The organism is Sphingomonas sp. ABOLE (genome assembly GCF_003950455.1).
Classification (GTDB): domain Bacteria; phylum Pseudomonadota; class Alphaproteobacteria; order Sphingomonadales; family Sphingomonadaceae; genus Sphingomonas; species Sphingomonas trueperi.
Genome location: NZ_QQWY01000064.1, coordinates 1 through 17894 on the forward strand (window position 1 = coordinate 1; position 17894 = coordinate 17894).

Annotated in this window: 15 protein-coding genes and 3 pseudogenes; 12 read left to right on the plus strand and 6 right to left on the minus strand. The window is 65.1% G+C overall.

The window, feature by feature from the left end; translation table 11 throughout:
- Positions 1-497 precede the first annotated feature (497 nt).
- Positions 498-1019: a site-specific integrase gene (locus tag CA234_RS25085; RefSeq protein WP_346962897.1), complete on the plus strand. Its 522-nt coding sequence runs from the start codon at positions 498-500 to the stop codon at positions 1017-1019.
- Positions 1020-1240: 221 nt separating this feature from the next.
- A pseudogene (locus CA234_RS22940) lies at positions 1241-1351 on the plus strand (IS3 family transposase); the annotation flags it as partial.
- A 29-nt stretch (positions 1352-1380) separates the two neighbouring features.
- Here the strand turns inward: CA234_RS22940 and CA234_RS22945 are convergent.
- Positions 1381-1826: pseudogene (locus tag CA234_RS22945) on the minus strand (transposase); the annotation flags it as partial.
- 691 nt (positions 1827-2517) lie between these two features.
- Between CA234_RS22945 and CA234_RS22955 the strand changes: the two are divergent.
- Both CA234_RS22955 and CA234_RS24520 read left to right on the plus strand, forming a co-directional pair.
- Positions 2518-3576 (plus strand): mannose-1-phosphate guanylyltransferase/mannose-6-phosphate isomerase, encoded by a 1059-nt coding sequence (locus CA234_RS22955; RefSeq protein ID WP_206431285.1) that lies wholly within the window; start codon positions 2518-2520, stop codon positions 3574-3576.
- Positions 3577-3635: 59 nt separating this feature from the next.
- Positions 3636-3797, plus strand: coding sequence for a hypothetical protein (locus tag CA234_RS24520; protein ID WP_164521917.1), 162 nt, complete (start codon positions 3636-3638; stop codon positions 3795-3797).
- An 85-nt stretch (positions 3798-3882) separates the two neighbouring features.
- Here CA234_RS24520 and CA234_RS22960 read toward each other — a convergent pair whose 3' ends face one another.
- The 3 genes from CA234_RS22960 to CA234_RS22970 all read right to left on the minus strand — a co-directional run bounded on the left by CA234_RS22960 (position 3883) and on the right by CA234_RS22970 (position 8159).
- Positions 3883-5022: a glycosyltransferase gene (locus CA234_RS22960; protein WP_126002853.1), complete on the minus strand. Its 1140-nt coding sequence runs from the start codon at positions 5020-5022 to the stop codon at positions 3883-3885.
- A gap of 50 nt (positions 5023-5072) precedes the next feature.
- Positions 5073-6563: a lipopolysaccharide biosynthesis protein gene (locus tag CA234_RS22965; protein ID WP_125978093.1), complete on the minus strand. Its 1491-nt coding sequence runs from the start codon at positions 6561-6563 to the stop codon at positions 5073-5075.
- 84 nt (positions 6564-6647) lie between these two features.
- Positions 6648-8159 (minus strand): DUF6418 domain-containing protein, encoded by a 1512-nt coding sequence (locus CA234_RS22970; protein WP_126002854.1) that lies wholly within the window; start codon positions 8157-8159, stop codon positions 6648-6650.
- A gap of 331 nt (positions 8160-8490) precedes the next feature.
- On the opposite strand from CA234_RS22970, the gene CA234_RS22975 reads away from it, so the two are divergent.
- Both CA234_RS22975 and CA234_RS22980 read left to right on the plus strand, forming a co-directional pair.
- Complete coding sequence (locus CA234_RS22975; RefSeq protein WP_126002855.1) at positions 8491-10317, plus strand: right-handed parallel beta-helix repeat-containing protein; 1827 nt, start codon at positions 8491-8493, stop codon at positions 10315-10317.
- 22 nt (positions 10318-10339) lie between these two features.
- The gene (locus CA234_RS22980) at positions 10340-10846 is read left to right on the plus strand and encodes a serine acetyltransferase (protein WP_206431286.1); all 507 of its coding nucleotides are present in this window, start codon (positions 10340-10342) and stop codon (positions 10844-10846) included.
- A 15-nt stretch (positions 10847-10861) separates the two neighbouring features.
- On the opposite strand, the gene CA234_RS22985 is transcribed toward CA234_RS22980, so the two are convergent.
- Positions 10862-11575: a metallophosphoesterase family protein gene (locus CA234_RS22985; RefSeq protein ID WP_241213655.1), complete on the minus strand. Its 714-nt coding sequence runs from the start codon at positions 11573-11575 to the stop codon at positions 10862-10864.
- 563 nt (positions 11576-12138) lie between these two features.
- Here CA234_RS22985 and CA234_RS22990 point away from each other — a divergent pair.
- Complete coding sequence (locus CA234_RS22990; protein ID WP_125978083.1) at positions 12139-12636, plus strand: MucR family transcriptional regulator; 498 nt, start codon at positions 12139-12141, stop codon at positions 12634-12636.
- Positions 12637-12798: 162 nt separating this feature from the next.
- Here the strand turns inward: CA234_RS22990 and CA234_RS22995 are convergent, their stop codons facing one another.
- Positions 12799-13665, minus strand: coding sequence for a site-specific integrase (locus CA234_RS22995; RefSeq protein ID WP_241213656.1), 867 nt, complete (start codon positions 13663-13665; stop codon positions 12799-12801).
- Positions 13666-14189: 524 nt separating this feature from the next.
- Between CA234_RS22995 and CA234_RS23000 the strand changes: the two genes are divergently transcribed.
- From CA234_RS23000 to CA234_RS23020, 5 genes and pseudogenes are all read left to right on the plus strand, one after another.
- Entirely contained in the window at positions 14190-15140 is a 951-nt protein-coding gene (locus tag CA234_RS23000; protein ID WP_164521918.1) for an EAL domain-containing protein, read from the plus strand.
- A gap of 14 nt (positions 15141-15154) precedes the next feature.
- Entirely contained in the window at positions 15155-15340 is a 186-nt protein-coding gene (locus tag CA234_RS23005; RefSeq protein WP_125978080.1) for a hypothetical protein, read from the plus strand.
- Positions 15341-15637: 297 nt separating this feature from the next.
- A complete protein-coding gene (locus CA234_RS25300) occupies positions 15638-17065 on the plus strand; it encodes a sugar transferase (protein ID WP_126002858.1) in 1428 nt (475 codons plus the stop codon).
- Positions 17066-17088: 23 nt separating this feature from the next.
- Positions 17089-17721, plus strand: coding sequence for a helix-turn-helix domain-containing protein (locus CA234_RS23015; RefSeq protein ID WP_125978076.1), 633 nt, complete (start codon positions 17089-17091; stop codon positions 17719-17721).
- 40 nt (positions 17722-17761) lie between these two features.
- Positions 17762-17894 (plus strand): annotated as a pseudogene (locus CA234_RS23020) (UDP-glucose 6-dehydrogenase); the annotation flags it as partial.

A 17894-nucleotide genomic window follows, 5' to 3' on the forward strand; every position in this document is an offset into this window, starting at 1 on the left:
GCTGCTCGAACCCATCGGCAACATCCCGCCTGCCGAAGCCGAAGAGCAATATTATGCTGCCGCGGACAACCTCGATATGGCAGCGTGACTCACAACCCAACGCCTCCGGCAGACCCGGCGCGGTTCAGCTGGCAGAGGATTGGTTGGACAAGGTAGCCAAGCCAAACAACCGCTCCTGGCAGTTGCAAAAGCGACGCCTGGAGATCCACGTTCTGCCGAAGTGGGGCGACCGGAAACTGGATACTATCCGCCGTGCGGACGTGCGCGAACTGATCGAGTCGATCGAAGGCGAGGTATCGCCGAACCGGAACCTGACTTTGGTCCGCACGCTTCTTCGATACGCTGTCTCGCGGGACTGGATAGAGGCGTCACCCGCGGAAGCAATTGCCAAGCCAAAGATTGAGAATCCGCGCGACCGGGTGCTCGAGATGGACGAGGTGCGGCGGGTTTACGTTGGTGCCGACCTGCTGGGGTATCCTTTCGGTGGTTTCATCAAAATGCTCCTACTTACAGCACAACGCCGAACTGAGGTGGCGGAGATGCGCTGGGAGCAGATCAATCTGGACGCAGCGGTTTGGGTGATTCCATCGGAATCGGCGAAATCAGGCAGACCGCATCTTGTGCCTCTTTCGGCTCTCGCAGTTCGGTTGCTCCGGTCCGTGCCCCGGCTTGGGGATTACGTCTGGACCAGTGACGGCAATAGCCCGATCAGTGGTTTCGCAAAACTTAAGCAGCGGCTCGATGCTTTTCTCGCCGCGTCTGGGGGCGCGTTGCAGCCATGGGTGCTCCACGATTTGCGCAGAACTGCGGCGACACACATGGTGCGGTTGGGCGTCACGGAGACAATCGTTGGTCGAGTGCTGAACCACGCCGTGCAGGGCGTCACGGCGACAGTCTACGCGCTTCACAGCTACGCGCCTGAGAAGCGGGAGGCGCTTGATCGCTGGGCAGCAGACGTCCAACGGGAAATGGAGGGATGTAGCCCGCTATCCATTTCTGGTTCGGCCCATCCGCGGTGACATTGATCATCGATCAGCCGAACTTAGTTCACTATGCGCCGACGCCTCATTTCTCGACATGCTGTGGTGTGGCCGTCAGAAAAGCGAAAACTATCTTTAAAATCATGTAGGTAAGCCGATCAGATCAACCCTTTTGCTGGATGCGTTCCGCACCGGCGGCCCACGGGTCGCAAAGCGCCAAGGTCGCCACCTCGTCGACGGAGAGGTTGCTGGGCGGAGAGAGGGCTGACGTGTTCGATTACATCGAGCGCTTCTACAACCCCACACGCAGGCACTCGACCCTGGGCTATCTCAGCCCCATGGACTTCGAGCGGCAGGCGCATGTAGCTTAACCTCGTGTCCGAAAAACCGGCAGCAGCTCATAGCGGACATGCGTCTCGCAGATGGCCTTTATGCGCTTCTTGATCGCGGCCGGATCGGTGCGACGGGACTTGTAGTGGTAGCTCGAGGTGTCGAACGGCAGGACCTTGCAAGCCCTACGGATCGATACGCCCCAGTCCGCCAGCATCCCGCCGACCAGCTCGCGCTTCCGATCCGGCCTCAGAGCTTTCGGCGGACGATATCCTGCAGCATCTCCCGGTCGAGTGTCAGGTCCGCCACGATCTTCTTGAGGCGTCCGTTCTCCTCCTCCAACTCGCGCAGCCGCCGCATCTCCGTCGGCAACAGCCCTGCGTATTTCTTCTTCCAGTTGAAGTACGTCGCCTGACTGATCCCGGCCTTGCGGCAGACCTCCGCCACCGGCGTACCTTCCTCGCCCTGCTTGATGACAAACGCCTTCTGCGCGTCCGTGAAATTCGATGCCTTCATGCCACGCCCCCTTGCCCAGTCAAGGAAATCTTAGGCCGAAAACTCTAGCTCAAAAAGATCCAGTTTTCAGGTGGCAGAGCACACGCAGGAAATCAGCATCCGCGCTCTTCCCCAGCAGCGCCTGAACGCCCATCGTATCTTCGGTCATCGGAGTCTCCGTTGGTTGGATTTCGCAACCCAAACCTATCCGAAGATCTCCGATGGCCACACCTCAGATACACCACGTCCCGGGACGCGACCCACCAGCCCCGCGACCCTCAACGGCAATATAATGGCTGACAACGCGCGTGCGGGTCGCGCAAGACGGCGGTTGCGGCCGCATCAAACATGGCGACAGTAAGAGCCCGCGCGGGGGGTATCGGGCGGGCTCTTCACCGTCGTCGCTCAGAGCAGCTGCTCTGGCGCCAATGCGACCCGGCTAGTCCTATCTGCTCTACCGGTCTGCATATATGGAGCGGTTCGTGTAGTGCTCAAATATGCCGAAGTCTTGTCTGTACCAGATTTTCAGCCCTGGTCAAGTATCGCCAATGTAAATCAATAATACATCGCGCGACGGTTAAATTGGTATAAACCGCGTGCACGTAAATGCGGTGTGCCGTAAGATGCTTCGGCGGGAAGAGGGGACGGTTTCGAGCGTGATCAGTGTTTCTTGCCTCGAAGACTGCAGGATTGAATTCAGGAACTTTATCGAATGTCTTGCCGTACATTGATCACGCCCGTGATCCTTTCGGGTGGATCGGGAACGCGGCTATGGCCCTTGTCACGGCCGGAACGGCCCAAACAGCTGCTGTCGCTGACCGCCGAAGAGACGATGCTCCAGCTCACCGTGCGCCGCGCGTCGGGCGATCGGTTCACCGAGCCGGTGATCGTGGCCAACGCGTTTCATGCCGAACTGGTCGAGGAACAGCTTGCCGGCGTAGGTACGTCGCTGAAGGCGCTGATCCTCGAGCCGATCGGTCGCAACACTGCGCCCGCGATCGCGCTGGCGGCGATGGCGGCGGGTGGCGGCAGCGAACCCATCCTGGTGATGCCGTCCGATCACGTGATCTCCGATGTCGCGGCGTTCCATGCTGCCATCGACGCGGCGCTGCCGCTGGTCAACCAGGGCTGGCTGGTCACCTTCGGCATCACCCCGGACTCGCCTGAGACCGGCTATGGCTGGATCAAGATCGGCGCGGAGGAGCTAGCCCCGGGCGTCCACCGCGTCGATCGCTTCGTCGAGAAGCCGCCGCGTGACCGCGCCGAGGCAATGCTCGCCGCGGGCGACCATGCCTGGAACGGCGGTATCTTCCTTTTCCGCGCCGACATGTATCTCGGCGCGCTCAGCGTCTTCGCGCCGGAGATGCTGGTCGCGGCGCAGCAGGCGATGGACAAGGCGCGGCGCGAAGGCGCGCGCATCTTCCCCGATGCGGAAAGCTTCGCGGCCTGCCCGGCGGATTCGATCGACTATGCGGTGATGGAGAAGGCGCCGCGCGTCGCGGTGGTGCCGGTGGCGATGGGGTGGAGCGACGTCGGCAGCTGGGATGCGCTGCACGCGATCAGCAATCCCGATGCCGGCGGCAACGTGGTGCGCGGCGACGTCGTCGCGATCGAGGCTTCGAATTGCCTGGTGCAGAGCGAGCCGGGCAAGCGGGTCGCGCTGGTCGGCGTGCAGGACCTGATCGTCGTGGCATCCGGCGGCGACGTGCTGGTGCTGCCGCGCGGACGCAGCCAGGACGTGAAGAAGCTGATCGAGGCGATGTCCGGCTGACGGCGCCCGCCACGACCCGCTTCCAGACGCAAGTCCTTAGAAAACAAAAAGACCTGGCCATGAAAAAGAGCGAACTCTTCCAGATGCGGGTAACGCTGGACTGGCTCGCGCAGATCGATGCCTGGCGCAGCCAGCAGCCCGATCTGCCTGCCCGCGCCGTCGCCATCCGCCGCCTGATCGAGAAGGCGCTCGATCAGCGCACCCCGTCCAAACCCGAATAGCGGCATCGCCGGGCACGGCCGCGTGCGCTGGCCCCGAGCCAGTCTGGGAGGGCGCTCGGGCAGGATCGCCCTCGCGCCCCCCGGCTCAGCACTGCCGGTCGACAAACGCCTTGAAGTCCGCCTCGAAGCGCGCGCGGGAAAAGCCGCTCGCATGCGCGCGGATCGCCTTAGGCTCGAATCGCGCCGACCCCGCTTCGAACCGCAGGATCGCATCGCACAGGCCGTCCGCGCTCTGTTCGTCGAACAGGATCCCGCTCGTGCCGTCGATCACGGTGTCGAGCGCACCGCCCCGCGCGAACGCCAGCACCGGCCGCCCGCTCGCCATCGCTTCCACCGGCGCGATGCCGAAATCTTCCTCGCCCGGCATCAGGAAGGCCCGCGCCTTGGCGTAATAGTCCTTCAGCTCGGCAAAGCTGCATTGCCCGACGAACAGGGTGTTCCTGCCCGAGCGGCGCTTCAGGCTGTCGGTATCCGGGCCGGTGCCGGTGATGACGAGGCGCCGGCCCAGCCGCTCGCACGCATCGATCGCAAGGTCGATCCGCTTGTAGCCAACATGCCGGCCGGTGATCAGGTAATAGTCCTCCACCGCGTCGGCGAGATGGAATTTGTCGACGTCGACCGGCGGCGCGATGACCGCCGCCTCGCGCCGGTAATATTGCGCGATCCGCCGGGCGACATGGTGCGAGTTGGCGACAAAGGCGTCGACGCGGGCGGCGGACTGGAAATCCCACATGCGCAACCGCCCGATCAGGGCCGACATCATCCAGCGGACGAGCGCACCGGATTCGCGCCGATACTCGGGGAACTGGTCCCAGAGATAGCGCATCGGGGTGTGGCAATAGCAGATGTGCTTGGCCCCCAGCGGCACCAGCACGCCCTTGGCTGGGCCGGATTCGCTCGAGATGACCAGATCATATCCGCTGAGGTCCAGATTCTCCAGCGCGCCGGGCATCAGCGGCAGCAGCTTGCGGTGCATCTTCGTCGCGCCGGGAATCTTCTGCAGATAGCTGGTGACGACCTTGCGGTCGCCGCAGAGCTTCCGCGCAACGTCCGGATCGGCGATGAGCGTGAACACGTCCGCCTGCGGGTAGATGTTGAGCAGCGAGCGCACCACCTGCTCGCCGCCCGCGATGCCGACCAGCCAGTAATGCACGATCGCGACCCTGGGCGGGCGCGTCGCCGCGTCGCTGCCGATGCGCGCAAGAAGGTCCGTTGTTTCAGCCATGCATCATTTCCCCGGTAAGATGAGTTCGGCGCGCCGCGGTGGCGGTCGCTTTAGGGTCGTCGTGACGCGGAGCGCGCCAGCAGCGCGCGAAGGATCGGCACGCGGTGCGCGGCCTTGCAGGCCGGCCCGAACTGGAATGCCAGCAGCAGCGCGCCATAGGCGATGCCGCCCGCGGCGATGAACGAGAGGGTGGGGAGCGCGCCGTGCAGCCCGCGCAGCGGGTACAGCAAGGCGCCCATGCCGATCGCGGCCGCGGCGATCTTCAGCGTCTCGCCGGTGACGAAGGCCAGCGGCATTTCCCGCTTCGACAGTACGAGGCTGACCGCGAACGTCACGAACTGCGCGGTGGACGCCGCCATGGCCATGCCCAGCACGCCCCATAGCCGCATCGCAGGGGGGGCGAGCAGAACCATAGTGACGAGCGTGATCGCCGGCGGCACCAGCATCAGCTTCATGCGCTTCTTGATCTGGAACACCATCGCCAGCTGGAAGGTGACCAGGCAGCGCAACAGCGACGCGATTCCCAGCAGCGGCAGGATGCGGCTCGCCTGGTCGCGATAGGCTTCGCCGAAGAGCAGGTCCGCGATTCCCGGGGCGAGCACGGCGATGCCGATCGCGGCCGGCAGCCCCAGGCCCAGCTGGAGGAGGAAGCTGTTCTGCAACACCCGTCCCGCCGCCGCGCTTCCGTCGCGCTCATAGCTTCTGACTAGCGTGGGATAGGCGGTCAGGTTGATCGCCATCATCACGAAGACCAGCGTCTTCTGCAGCAGGTCGGCCGGGGCCATGTAATGGCCGATCTCGGCGGCGCCCAGGACGCCTGCGATCAGGAAGCGATCGACGACGCTCGCGCCATAGGTGAGCGTGCAACTGCCGATCAGCGGCGCCCCCAGGCGGAGTGCCGCACCCAGTTCCGCCTTGCGGGCCTGCCAGGGCCGCAGGGTGCGCCAGAACCGGTCCAGCACCACGCCGGCGAGGACCACCGCCGCCTGGGCGGTGACCGTGCCCCATATCGCACCCGTCGCGCCATAGCCGAAGCTGGCGACGAGCACGACGCCGACGAGCAGCGAGAGGATCGACCGCGCGACCATCGAGGCGAAATATTGCCAGGCTTCGGTGCGGATGCGGCTGATCGTGTTGATCAGCGAAAGCGCCATTTCCGTGAAGGCGAAGGCGGCCACCACGGGAAGCACCCCGGGCGGGATGCCCAGGGCGGAAATGCCGCACGCCCAAAGCAGCATCGCCGCGCCCGCAACCACGCAGCAACAGGCGGCATAGAGCGCCAGCATCGCGTTCGCGCGCGCCGGGCTGATCTCATAGGGCTGGGTCGCGTCGAACAGCGTTCGCGCGCTGGTCAGCCGCAGCCATTCGAAGGCGAAGGCGCTCAGCAGCAGCGCCGTCGCGGAGACGAGCGAAAACGTGCCGAACTCGGCCGGCTGCAGCAGGTGCGTCCAGACGAAGAGGGCGACGAAGTTCATGCCGCTCGAAATGGCCAGCGCGGCGGTGGTGATGGCCGCGTTCGATGTCAGCGATGGTGTCGACATGGGGCCAGCATCAGGAGCGTGGGGTGCCGCCCGGTGCGCCTCGCGCAGGCGCGGACAGCGGGCAGGGCCGGAATGGGGCGCAATTCATGGGCGGCCGGGGGCCGGAATGCGATGGACGCGGCGCGGCGCGCGCGGCGGTTTCCGCCCGCCGGCGGTGCGCGCGATGGCGCGCAGGATGCTGTCGCGACGTTGCAGTTCCCAAAGGAAGAGCAGCGCGACGCCGATCGTGCCGAGCGTTTTGATGCCGAAGATGTTCCAGAGATACCCGTCGGCATAGGTCGCGTAGAGCGAGTTGACGGCGCGGCCCAGCAGCAGCGCCGCGATCCAGTTGGCGCGGGCCAGCGCTTGTGACAGAAACAGCAGCAGCAAGGCGTGGTACAGCGCCAGGAAGGTCGACGCCGCGATCATGCCGGACACGCCGGTCGTCATCATCATATACGGGTAGAGGGAGAAGACGAACCCGCTGTTCAGCTTCATGAGGCCGAGCATGTACTCCCAGGAGGTGAACTGCTTCATCACATAGTAGCGACCGAAATCGGTGCGGGCGATGCTCGGGTCCTGGGCGCTGGGCGTGAACCAGGTGGCGACATCAGCGGCGAGGGTGGGCTTGTCGAACGCGATCGGCCGCGCGAACGCCTTGTCGGTCTGGTACCAGAGCTGCCCCTGCAGCGCCGTGCGATCGGCATAGCGCTGCATCGCCAGATCCAGGTCCGAGGCTGCGCCATAGGCGAGCAGGACGGCGGGAATGGTGAGTGCGGTGATGATGGCGGAGCCCATCGCCAGCGATCGCACCGGAATCGGCCGGTCATGGGCGATGTGCACCAGCACCGCCGGGATGCCCACCATGCTGACGATGAGCACGAGCGACGTGAACTTTTCTCCGAACAGGATCGAGGCGGCCAGCAGCCACACGGTCAGGCCGGCAGCGCGCGTGCGATAGCGGGGCAGCGCGAGCAGGGGGCCGATGAAGGGCACCAGCACCAGGCGGTTGCGGATGAAGGCGCCGTAGAGCGGCGAATCGACGCGCCGCTCGTAGGAAAAGCGATCGATGCCCGCGAGCAGCGGGAAGCCGTGCTGGAGCCCCGTCCAGAGCAGCAGCAGCGAGCACAGGATCGCCGATACCAGCAGGCCTTTCCAGATGAAGGCGGCATGGGTCTCCCACAGCTGCCGCGCGGCCCGAAACGCCAGGCGCAGGCGCGGCCAAAAGGCTTCGACCAGCGCGGCGATGACCCCGAAGAACAGGATGTACACGAGCAGCAGGCGCGAGAAGGCGCCGGTCGGGTGCCCGATCGTCTGGGTTTCGGTCATGAAGGCGCCGCTCTCGATCGCGGCGCCCGAAATGAACTCGGTGATCCGCAGCGCGAGCAGCGGCAGGCAGAACAGGAAGGTCGCCGGCGAGGTCTTGAGGATGCCGAAGCTCAGCGAGATGAAGATCGCCAGCGCCGCATAGGCCCATAGCGCCGACGGGAACAGCACCGCGGCGAGCGCATTCGCGCCGGCCACCACGAAATGCGCGGTAAGCACGAACAGATAGGCGCTGCGGCGGCGTGCTGCCGCCGGCCGGTGCCTGGCGCGCGCCTGTCTGCCGTGACGCACAGATGCGCGCCCTGCTGGATAAGACATGTCGGTTAAACTGTATTTATCCATGCCCAAAAATTACAATCAATATATTGCGGGGGGAAGCATCTCGAAGTTGATGGCGCATTGCACAAGGTAAGTATGTTGTCAATTAGAGTGTGACGTAGGTTTATTGCTGTCTAACTTCTGCGGTGCGTCAGATGGTCTGTGTAGCGTTCGAGATATTTGTTTCATTTGATCTGGGTGTGATGATCGAATAGGGCGAGCTGCGCGTCGGGTTTGGGCCGCGGCGCCGCGGCTTGGAGGCGGGGTCCAGGGCATGACGCATGAGGAAGGAGGCGTTCGGCCGATGGTGGTTGCCGTGCCGGTGATGGTGGTGCTGGCCCTGGGCGCGCTGGACGTGGCGGGCTCCGACGGCGCCTCGCCGCAATGGCGCACGCTGGCTACCGCTGCTCCGCTGAGCCCGGTCACCGGCGACGCGGGCGTGCTGCGCGAAACCTGGATCGGACCGGATGGCAGGAACATTTCGGTCGCGGTCGCGCTGCCCCGTGCGACGCCGGGCCAGCTCGTCGTGCAGGTGGCGCCGGGTGACGACGATGCCGCGGCGATCGAGGCGGCGGCCGCGCGGCTGCGCGCCGCGGGCGGGGGCGTGCTGTCGATGGCGCCGGGCGTCTACCGCATCCCGGTACGCGACGATCGGCCCGGCGTGACGCTGGCGGGGCTACGCGACGTCACCGTCGTCGGCAACGGCGCGATCGTCCGGTTCGACGGCTGGGGCAAGGGCCTGGTGCTGCGCAATTCCAACCGTGTCGCCGTTCGGGGGCTCTCGTTCGGCTATGCCCGCCCCGCCGTGCTCGCCGGGACGGTGCGGGGAAGCGGCGCGGCGCGGGTGGTGGCGTTCGACGACGGCCAGCCGCTCCCGCCGCCCGATGCCAAGGCCTATCAGATTTCCGTCCTGTTCGGCGCGACAGGGACGTATCGCGGCGGTCGCAGCCGCTACCTCTTCTACCGCGACGCTCTTGCCCTGACCCCCGCGAGCGGGCGGCGCTATGCCGTCCAGGGGCTGCCTGCGCCGCTGCGCGACGGTACCCGCGTCGCGGTGAAGCTCACCGCATATCTCGGCTCGGCGCTGAGCATCGCGGACAACCCCGGCGCGCCCGCCTCCAACGATATCGTCTTCGATCACGTGACGGTGCGCGACAGCCCGGGCATGGGCCTGTTCGTCGCGCGGATGGGGCGCGGGCTCGCGGTGGTCGACTCGCGCTTCGGCGAGGCGGGCGCGCCGGCCGCGACGATCGCCTATGACGGGCTGCACGTCAGCGGCATGGCGGGGGACATCCTGCTGCGCGACAACCGGATCACCCGCACCGGCGACGACGCCATCAATCTGGCGAGCCCGTTGTTCGCCGCATCGGCGGCCCCGCAGGGCGCGCTGCGCGTCCCGCTCCGCGGCGGCGGGCTGGCGCCGGGGGGCGATGCCGCGCTGTTCGACGGCGCGCTGGCCTATCTGTCGCACGGCACCGTGACCGATCGGCGCATGATCGACGGGCCCGGCGCCGTCGCGCGCGTGCAGATCGCCGCGCCCGGCGTTCGCCTCGCCGACGTCCGCTACGTCCGCGACCTCGGCCTGCGCGGCAACCGCTACGCCATCGTCAACAACGATATCGGCGCCTGCGAATGCCACGCCATCCTGGCGCAGGGGCCGAACGGGCTGATCCGCGGCAATCGCATGGCGGACACCGGGTTCAACGCGATCAAGGTCGCGACCAGCGCGTTCTGGAAGGAGGGGGCCGGCGCGCAGAACCTGATCGTCGAGGACAATGTGATCGCGGGCACCGGCGAGGACGTGCGTCGCGGCATCGTCGCCGCGGCGATCATGATCTACGCGGAGAGCGCGGATACGCCGCCCGGCCTGCTTTCCACCGCGGTCCATGCCGGGCTGATCCTGCGGCGAAACCGGATCTCCGGGCGGGCGCAGGGCTGCATCTCGGTAGCCAGCGCCGCCGATGTCGTGCTCGAGCGCAACGCCTGCGGCAGCCTGCGGGACATCGGGCGAGCGATCGGCGACGATGCGGCGCGGATGGTGAGCGGCGCCGGCATCTGGATCGACCCCTTCACGACGAAGCATGTCCGCGCGGCCGGCAACGGTCGGGAACAGACTTCCTCGGATCAGTAGCATCAAGCGAAAGGCAATGCAGATGGGTGCCGGTTGGCGCGGTGACCTGATGGTCAATTCCAGCAGAACAGGGCGCAAGGGCGCGATCCAGGCCTGGATCCGGAATCCCGGATTTGCCGTCGTCACCCTGGCGCGGGCGATGCAGCGCTGGCATGCACGCGGGACCCCGCTCGGCAAGGTGATTTCCGCCTTGATCTGGTGGCACATCGTCCGGCGCTATGGCTGCTACATCTCCCCCGCCGCGCGGTTCGGATCTGCGTTGCGATTGCCGCATCCGGTCGGCATCGTGATCGGCGACGACGTTCGGCTGGGCGACAACGTCACCCTCTATCAGCATGTGACGCTGGGGCGGCGGAACGCCGCTCTTGCCAGCTATCCCATGGTGGGAGACGGCGTCACCGTCTATGCGGGTGCGGTCCTGGTCGGCCCGATCACCATCGGGGAGGGAGCCGTGATCGGTGCCAACGCCGTTGTCGCCAGCGATGTCGCCCCCGGGAGGATTGCCCGCGTCCGGTCGGGCGATGCCTGACCTGCGCGCCCGCGTTCAGCCCTGAACGTCGAGGAAGCGGCGTTCGGGGCCATCGATGCACAATGCCGTCAGCTTGCCGCTCGCATAGGCGCCCGTGTCGATGCCGATGCGGTTCGCGCGGCAGTCGGGCTCCGGGCTGATGCTGTGGCCGTGGACGATCATCGCACCATGATCGGCGGTGCTGCGCAGGAACGGCGTGCGGATCCAGTGGAGGTCACGGGTCTGCTGGTGCTCGATCGGGATGCCCGGCCGAATCCCGGCATGAACGAAAACATATCCCCCCAAGGCGAGATGCGAACGAAGATTTTGAAGCAGTTCCAGGTGCGCGGCCGGAATGGCCGCGCGCAGCCGCTCGATCGTCGCTTCCGCCGGCATCGCCTGGAGTTCGAGCGGATCGATGCCATAGCTTTGCGCGCACGCCTCGCCGCCGAAGCGCAGCCAATCGCCCAGATGCTCGGCTGCGCCGCCGAGAATCGTCAGCAGCATTTCCTCATGGTTGCCCGAGAGCAGCGTCAGCGTCGGATCGACCTGCGATCGCGCCAGCAGCAGATCGATCACCCCCCGCGAATCGGGGCCGCGATCGATCAGGTCGCCGAGCAGGATCAGATGCTCCTCGCGGCGGGGGGCTGCGCGCCGCTCGGCGTCGATTCGCGCCAGCAACTGCTCCAGCAGATCGCGGCGTCCATGTACGTCACCGATCGCGTAGGCACGAACATCGCGCGCGACCACGAACCTACTCGATTTGGGGCGAGGGGTGCGAAAGGGCAACCGCAGCATGCGCATGGTTTACCCGGGTAGACCGGATGCGACCCTCGCCGCAACCATTCCCGCGCGTCTTACCAGCGTAACCAAGTTGGCGCCTTGCTATCCGGATAATCGCGTAGTTTCAATCGTGTACGCGGCTGCTTCATTCGATGGGGTACAGGCTTCTACGGAACCGACGCGCACTGACCGGCGTTATCGTCGCGGCCGCCACCGTCCGCGACCCCGGCGAGACAGTGGTATCGTTTTCATGACCAGCAATTCGAATCATCTCTTGGGCGTCATGGAGTGAATCGTATTGAATCGTAATACGTCAGTAACGATATCGTAAATTGAAAACGCAACATCTGGAAATCCGCAATGTACTAAATGAACGCGAGATTAAAGTGTGGTTTGGAATTGAAGTGTGGCAGGAGGGGGGTAGGAAATAGAGGGTTTCGTTTTGAAATGTGCGCGTGACCGGATGAGTTTTGCTGAGGATGACGAGTCCCGCGGTCTTTGGGCGATGAGGGTTGGGTGGGAGCTGACGGATGAAAGATGAGCCCGGGTTGACCGCTGTCGAATTGGCGACGCAGCTGACGATTGCATGGCTGGGAAACCAGAGCGATCCTGTCGCTGCGGAGCAGGTCCCGGCCTTTCTACGCAGCGTGCATGCCACCGTGATCGACCTCGCGAACGGATCGCCCGTCGAGGAACCGCTGGAGGTGCCGGAACGAAGGCCGGAGCCGTCGGCGCATGTTCCTGCCGTTTCCGTTCGCAAATCGCTTGCCTCGCGCGATCACATCATCTCGATGATCGACGGCAAACCCTATCGAACCCTGCGGCGGCACCTTGCCGCCCATGGGCTCACGCCGGACGAGTATCGCGCGCGGTACGGCCTTCGGCCGGACTACCCGATGGTCGCTGAAACCTATTCCGAGCGCCGCAGTGCCCTCGCGCGCGAGCTGGGCCTGGGCCAGAAGGGGCGTGCAGCGCGCAGTCGTGGCGTGAAAATTCCCGGCAGGGGGAAGCGCTGCGAGGCCGGCTGATGGCAGTGTCGGCGCTTCCCCCCTGACCAGCTGGACCTGAATTCGGGCGTTCCGCAGGCTTTGGCGGTCGCCCCCCCCCCGGGAGCACCCCTAATAGGCGAACCCTTCGGCGACGCCCATTTTGCCTTAGGCGGATACTGCCACAGGCTAGAATGAAATAACCTAAGTGTGTGAATTAATGGCTTTTTTACTGTTACAGTTTAGCCAAAACTGTACCAGTGCGCAATCGCGTAAATGGTTGAGTAACGTTTTTTTCGACGCGCGGTCGGCCGAAAGCCCTTGTTTCCTGCTGGCTTGCGAGGGATTTCCGGCGGCATCGGCTGCCGGCCGGTATTGGACCCTGTAGCGCATGCCGGTGCCGTAGGTTCTTGCGCGCGCAGGCGGCGAGGGCGGCTCGGGCCGCGCCGATATGCTTGCAGGTGCCGCCGCCGTGGAGGCTTGGGGCGCCGTCTGTCCATCCACCTCCTCGCGCCACATGCGCGCCGCCAGGCTGCGCTCTTCGGCGCCCATCGCCGATGTGTAGATCGCCGTGGTCTTGATATCGGCATGCCCCAGCCAGCGCTGCACCATCGTCAAGGGCACATTCGCCTGGATGGCCTGTACTGCAAAACCATGCCGAAGCCCCTTCGGGCTGGCATGATCGCCCACAATACCGGCGCTTTCCATCACTTCGCGGATGCGGCGATAGCCGGTCATGCGAGACCACGGCCATAATCGTTGCGTAGACTCATCAACTTGCAGGGCTTGCTTGCGAAGTATGTCGAGCAGGGCGACGGGAAGCGGAATTCCACGGTATACGATCTTGCCGCGCTTTTTAAGGCATTTCACAATCAACGCCTGTGCTTCGAAATCGATGTTTTCGGGGGTTAACGCAAGCGCCTCTGAAATGCGGCATCCGGTATACGCGATAGTCAGGCAAAAGCTTTGAACGTCTAGCGCGAGATTGCGTGCTTTATCGGCAAACATAGCAAGCTCATTGCCGTTTAAATATTTGCGTTTTCCGCAATTAGTGAAAATCATCAGTTCCATTACGGGCTTCCCGATAGCGACCGCGTTTGCTTTATAAATGAATCGTTCTGTCTGCTGGCAAACTGGTACTCATTTTTGCGTGATACATTATTGGCTAAAAGGTAACAGACCTTCAAGTCAAGGGCGTGCGGTGGCGGAGGTACCTGATGTCGATCAGACATGAACATGGATGTGCATCGGAGGGCGCGCCCGCCAGCGCGGATATAGAGAAATGCACCGAGGCGAGTATCCGATGTGCAGAAAACGAGAGCGTATCGTTCACCGTAAAGATCTGTAATATTAATGAAATACTGAAATCATATGGTGCTGTTTCGGCAGCGCGCGTTGCACGGGCGGTATGTTCGGTGATCTCCCGTCTCGAAGTCGGGGGTGTGCCCGAACTGGGTGCCGATCATTCCATCTGCTTGACCCTTCCGCGGGCGCGGCTCGCGGACGCTGGTTCGCTGTCGGATGCCTGCCGGGGTTGGAGCCGCCGGGTCTGTCGGTCGGTTGCGCTGGTCCCGTTCTGGACGGAATGGGGTGTCGTGCACGTCTGGCTCGCCGCCGAATGGTCGGCGCTGGTGGATGGCGTCGAGGCGCGCGGCGCGGACGGCATGTCCGGATTCTCCGGCGATGCGGTGACCGATCCGGGGGAGGGCGCGTCGCGCTATCGCCGCGACATGGCGGTGGCCTCCAAGCTGCTCTGCATGCTCGCGCGTGCGGGGGAAGATGGGCTGGGTGGTGGCGCACTTCGCATCGCCTGGCGGCCGGTCGTCGCGCGCGCCTCCTGCGAGGTCCTGTACTACCAGTCGACCGTTCGGCTCGAGGAAGCCGTCGCCGACGCCTGGCTCGCCCGTAACGTGCTGGCTGCCGTGGAGCGGATCGGCTTTCGCGGCATCATCGACGAGATCGTGGTCGGGGCGACGGTGGCCGAACTCGAGGCGGAAGCGTCCGTCGTGCTGTCGGCCTCGATTTCTTCGGTCGGCGTCGTGGGCAGCGCGTGGTGGGCCCAGTTGACCCGGCGTCTCGAACGGGCGCCGGCCATCGCCGCGCGTCTGGTGCTGGAGGTCGGTGAAGGCACGGCGCTGGCCAGGAGCGCGGAGGTGGGGCGCTTTTGCGAAGAGGCGCGCAGGCTCGGCTGTCGGGTCGCGATCACCGACTTCGGTGCGGGATATGCGTCGGTCCGCCAGCTCGTCGCCATCGCGCCGGACATCGTGAAGATCGATCGCGGGTTCGTCCGGCGTTCGACGACGTCACCGCACGACCGGGAGGTCCTGACGGGGCTGCGGCAGCTTGCTGCCGCCGTCGCACGGATCGTCGTCGCGGACGGGGTCGATACCCTGGCCCAGGCGAAGCTCTCGGAGGAGCTGGGTCTCGTCTGGCAGCAGGGCCATTTCTGGGGGCGTGCTTCGACCTGCCGTCCCTGGTGGGGGGGGGCGCGTGTCGGCGCAGTCCGGTCCCGCGATGCTTGCTGTCTGAACGTTCGTGCAACGTAATTGAAGGATGCGCCATGGACTGGTCTGCCGAAAAAATCGATGTCGCCAAGTTAAGGTTGGACGAAGTCGACTTCGCGCTGGAGGATTTTCAGCAATCCAATGGCGAGGAGATTTCGGGGCCATTGCGCGGCGTGCTGATGGGCCTGCTGATGAGCGTGCCGATCTGGGCAGCCATCTTCATTCTAGTCAAGTTTTTCTGAACGGGGCGTGCCCGGTTCGGAGGGTCTGCAAGGGGGAGATCTCATGGTGAATCGATCAGTGGCCGTGGAGGTGGCGTGCGCAGCGTTGCGGCCGGTTGGCGCCCTGGCGGCTCGAGTCTTCGCCCCGCAGCCCGTCGGCCGGATGGCGCGGGTGGATGGATCGCGGGCGGGGTCCATGCGCGGCCGCTTGGCCCGACCGATGCGTCGCGCGGGCTGAGCGCTCTCGGAGCAACGCTTCATTCACGCAGAATCAACAGCTTGCCCGCGTTCGTAGCGCGCGGGGGGGCGGGGGGAACTATGTTAACTTCCAATCAGGCCCAGGCTTCCATCCTGCACGTGCCGATCTCGGGCGCTTCCGATCTGGAACTGGCGTTGCCTGGTGCCAAGTCGCTGCGGACGATCATTGTCAGCGTCAAGCTCGCCGCGGCGGATCTCGCGGGGCTGGCGCTGGGCTATGCCGGCGCCGCGCTGTTCGCCCACCATCTCGGCTGGCCGATGGGCGCGCGGCTGGTGCCGGTCATCGCGGGGATGTATTCGCTGATCGCCTTTTACGGACGCAGCTACGCGCCGGCCATCGCCACCAGCGCCGCGACCAGCGTCTGTCGCGCGTCGCTCGCGTTGATCGTGACGTTCCTGTCGATGGTGTTCGGCGCGGCGCTGCTCGGCGGGCTGAGCGCCGCTTGGCTGTGGCCCTTTGCCGGCATGATGGTCGCGATGATGCTGGGGATCACGACCGCGCGGGTCGCGCTCGCCATGGTGCTGTCGGCCAGGCGCTCGCGGTCGCGCGGCACGGGGCGGCACACGGTGGTGCTGGTGGACGGCGATCATCGCGGTCTGATCGGCGACGTCGCGGGCGTGATCGTCGACGTCGCGGCCCATGGTCTTCGCGCCGACGTGAACGACCCCGCCGCGCTCGCCCGGCTCGGCCGGCTGGTGGGGAATGCCGACCGCGTCGTCGTGGCGTGTGCGGCCGATCGTCGGGCGTCCTGGTCCGCCGCCCTTGGCGGTGCGAACGTGCCGGTCGAACTGCTGGTCGAGGAAATGGACGGCCTGGTCCCCCTCGGCGCCGGGATGTTCGGCGCTTCGCCTACGCTCAAGGTCGCCGCGGAGTCGCTGACGCCCGAGGAGCGGTTGCTGAAGCGGCTGTTCGATATCGCCGTGGCGGGTGTCGCACTGCTGCTGCTCCTCCCCTTCTTCGCCCTCGTCGCGGTTGCGATCAAGCTGGATAGCCCGGGCCCTGTCTTCTTCCGCCAGCCACGGGTCGGCCGCAGCAACCGGCCGTTCCGAATGCACAAGTTCCGCAGCATGCGGGCCGATATGCATGACGTGCATGCCAATCGCCTGACGACCGGGCGCGACGACGATCGAGTCACGCGGGTCGGCCGCATCATTCGCGCGACCAGCATCGACGAATTGCCGCAGGTGATCGACGTGCTGCTGGGCCATATGAGCATCGTCGGGCCGCGCCCGCATGCATTGGGGGCGAAGGCGGGCGGCAAGCTCTACTGGGAAGTGGATGGGGATTACTGGCGCCGCCATTCGGTGAAGCCGGGCATTACCGGGCTCGCGCAGGTGCGCGGTTTCCGCGGCACGACCTTCGAAGAGGAGGATCTGCGCAATCGGCTGGCCTCCGATCTCGAATATGTCGAGAACTGGTCCTTCACCGGCGATATCTGGATCGTTCTCCGCACCTTCATGGCGCTGACGGGGCAGCGTGCCTTTTGAGCGGGCGCGAAGCGGTCTTGTCCATGGGCAAGCCTGTTGCGCGCAAGGCCGCCAACCAGCGCCGCACGCCGGATTTTCCAAAGCCTTTCGCCGCCGCCGGCGCGCGCCGGCAACATGAGAAGAGAGCCATGATCCATTCTGCACAGCTCGATATGGGGCAGCAACATGCTGCGCTGGCGCGTCCGCCTTCGGCCGAGACGCGGCGCTTGTTTCCGCGGCTGTTTCCGCGGGCGGGCTGCGGGACGCGTGAGATCGCGCGTCGGCTGCTGGCGGAGGCGGACCGTGGGGGGCTTCGTGCAACCCTGCTGCGCGAGGCCGCGCAGGAGTTGCTGAAGCTGGCAATTCTGATCGGTCCGGTTTCGGATATGCAGATCTGTGCAGATTATGTGCGCTCCAAGCTCGGGCTCCGGCATCGCGGGAGTGCGCTGCTGCTGCTGGAGTTGATGGAGCGTCCCGGCGTTCCGCACAGTGCGCCAAGTCTTGCGCAGACCGTGTGTACCAAGTCGCCAAACGCCTCAACCGTGAAGGTTTTCGTGCATGAACTGCGCAGGGTCCTGAGCAAGCTCGGTGTTGAGGAGGCGATCCGGCATCGTTCGCGCGAAGGCTATTATGTCGAGGAGGCCGCGATCTCGCACCTGCAGGCGCTGCTGCAGTGACGGTAAAACGTTGGAATAGTGTTCATCTGAGGATTGATTTGTGCGCATTGCGATGATCGGCACGGGCTATGTGGGCCTGGTATCTGGAGCCTGCTTCTCGGACTTCGGCCACGAAGTCATCTGCGTGGACAAGGACGCGCGGAAAATCGAACTGCTCCACCAGAATGTGAATG